The organism is Dissulfurispira sp. (genome assembly GCF_036745535.1).
In the GTDB taxonomy this organism is placed as follows: Bacteria; Nitrospirota; Thermodesulfovibrionia; order Thermodesulfovibrionales; family Dissulfurispiraceae; genus Dissulfurispira.
The window spans coordinates 1-2,863 of sequence record NZ_DAIOFX010000061.1 but is presented as its reverse complement, the minus strand read 5'-3'; the positions used below and the strand labels follow the sequence as shown (position 1 = coordinate 2,863).

2 protein-coding genes are annotated in these 2,863 nt (G+C 44.1%); both read left to right on the top strand.

Annotated features, from left to right (window positions below):
• Window positions 1-1,836 (top strand): tRNA uridine-5-carboxymethylaminomethyl(34) synthesis enzyme MnmG (gene mnmG / locus V7L97_RS09590; protein WP_333655427.1); only part of this gene is annotated, 1,836 nt, incomplete at its 5' end.
• Window positions 1,815-2,438 carry a 16S rRNA (guanine(527)-N(7))-methyltransferase RsmG gene (gene rsmG / locus V7L97_RS09585; RefSeq protein WP_333655425.1) on the top strand — a complete coding sequence of 208 codons (624 nt, stop codon included), beginning with the start codon at window positions 1,815-1,817 and terminating at the stop codon, window positions 2,436-2,438. The genes mnmG and rsmG, both read left to right, overlap by 22 nt.
• Window positions 2,439-2,863: the final 425 nt, after the last annotated feature.

The window sequence follows — 2,863 nt, the reverse complement described above, 5'->3', positions numbered from 1 at the left end:
CATGCAGGATGCGAGGCAGCCCTTGCATCTGCCCGTCTCGGTCTGGAGACCTGTATTTTCACCATCAATATCGACACCATTGCACAGCTTTCGTGCAATCCCGCCATAGGAGGGCTCGCAAAGGGCCATATTGTGCGCGAGATCGATGCCCTCGGCGGGGAGATGGCAAGGGTTACGGACATATCAGGAATCCAGTTCAGGATGCTGAACCTTTCAAAGGGGCCTGCTGTCTGGTCTTTAAGGGCACAGGCAGACAGGGTTCTATACAGAAACAACATGAGACACTCCCTCGAAAGACAGGAAACCCTTGCAATAAAACAGGGCATGGTTGAAAAGATAGTGGTTGAAGACAATATGGTTAAGGGGATTATTACATCCCTTGGCATTTATTATGGAGCACGGGCTGTGATTGTCACAACAGGTACATTTTTAAAGGGGCTTATGCATATAGGTCTTGAGAGCTTTCAGGCTGGAAGGGCAGGAGAATTCCCATCCATAGGGCTGTCGGATTCTTTAAGGAACTTAGGTCTTAAAATGGGAAGGCTGAAAACAGGCACTCCACCGAGGCTTGATGCAAGGAGCATTGATTTTTCAAAGACCACACCGCAACATGGTGACGATCCACCTTCACCCTTTTCTTATTCCACAGAAAAAATAACAAACCCTCAACTGCCATGCTATATAACATACACAAATAAAAAGACCCACGAGATAATCCTCGGAAGCCTTGACAGGTCACCCCTTTACAGCGGAAGGATAAAGGGTATCGGACCGAGGTATTGTCCCTCAATAGAGGACAAGGTTGTGAGATTTTCTGAGAAGGAAAGGCATCAGGTATTCCTGGAGCCAGAAGGTCTTGAAACAACGGAATATTATGCAAACGGGATATCCACAAGCCTTCCCTACGATGTTCAGGTAAAACTCGTGAGGAGCATAGAGGGCTTGGAGAATGCAGAAATCATGAGGCCGGCATATGCCATTGAGTACGACTTTGTGTATCCCACACAATTAAGACATAGCCTTGAAACTAAAGGCATAGACGGCCTATTCCTGGCAGGACAGATAAACGGGACATCGGGCTATGAAGAGGCAGCAGCACAGGGATTAATTGCCGGTATCAATGCCGCACTGAAATTAAAAGGTAAAGAGCCGCTTATTCTTGGAAGGGATGAGGCATACATCGGCGTGCTGATAGACGACCTCGTAACAAAAGGCACCTGCGAGCCTTACAGGATGTTCACTTCGAGGGCAGAGTACAGGCTTTTATTGCGACATGACAATGCAGATTTCAGATTGATGGACAGGGGATACGGCATTGGCCTTGTGAAAGAAGACGTTTATGAAAGATTCAGAGAAAAAAAGAGGTTAATGTTTAACGAGGTTGAAAGGCTTAAAAGAGTGCGTCTTAAGCCTTCGGAAGAAATTAACGATGTCCTTTCATCCATCGGCACATCTGCAATAAGTGAAGATACTGCTCTGGATAAGATACTTAAACGGCCTGAGATAAAATATGATTTCATAAAAAAATTCGCTCCTGCTCCTGAGGCTTTAACGTCAGAAATTGAAGGCCTTGTGGAAATTAGTGTCAAGTACGATGGCTATATTCAGAAACAGATGGAGATGGCGGAAAGGTTGAAAAGGCTTGAATCAAAAAAAATACCGGCAGGACTTGATTATAAATCTATTCCGGGATTATCGAAGGAAATTGTAGAGAAGCTTTCCGAAATCCAGCCTGAAACAATTGGTCAGGCAAGCAGGATGCCGGGAATCACGCCTGCTGCAATATCCATAATATTGGTTGCGGTGGAGAGGCATTGGAAAGAGAAGAACTTCTGAGAAAAGGTCTGAAAGAGTTAGGATTTACACCCTCGGCATCAATTCTTAGCCAGTTTGATAAGTATCTCTACGAGCTTAAAAAATGGAATCGTGCTTACAACCTTACTGCATTAAAGAGCGACGAAGATATAATCATAAAGCATTTCCTTGACTCCCTCTTGTACCTCAAGGTCATACCTGAAGGGCAATGGAGTATTTGCGACATAGGCAGCGGTGCTGGCTTTCCAGGAATACCAATGGCCATTGTGAGGCCTGAGTTTAATATCGTCCTCATCGAGCCATCAAGGAAAAAATCGGCATTTTTAAGGCACATTAAGAGAACCCTTCCGCTTCTTAATGCTGAGGTAATGGAATCAAGAATAGAGGATGTCAAAGGAAGGCTCTTTGACGTTGCTGTAACAAGGGCACTTTTCAGTGTCATGGATTTGATAAAAAAGGCAGGACATATTTTGAGGAAAAACGGATTTTTTGTGCTGAACAAAGGGCCAAAGTTTGAAGATGAAATCAGCCACCTTCCTGGCGATGTTAAATTCGAAGTTATTTCAGTCACTTTGCCATGCACCCCTTTACAAAGGAATCTAATAAAGGTTAAAATACTTTAGTAAAGGAATTAGAGGCATAGCCAGTTCTGCTAACTTTTTGAAAAGCAAAGCTTATTGTCCATATAGATTAATCCCCTTGACATTAATAGCAGAAGCTGTTATTCTATTATTAGAAGATGTTCTTTGATCATGCCTTTCTCTGCAGTACCTTAAGGCTTAGGTGAGCTGAGGGAACAATAAGAGTATGGGAGCCAGTGAGTAAGTGTAGTGATGCACGCCCCAAAACGCCAAAGATTTGGAAGTGCGGGGAAGCCTAAACGCTTACCAAGGTACCCACTTAGAAAAGAGCCTCTGTGAGCTCAGACCAAAGGTGCTGCGGGGATTTTTGTTCTTTGAAAACTACTGGTAGATTCTGTCAATGAATTTGAGTTTTCAGAAAAACTATTGAGAGTTTGATCCTGGCTCAGAACGAACGCTGGCGGCGT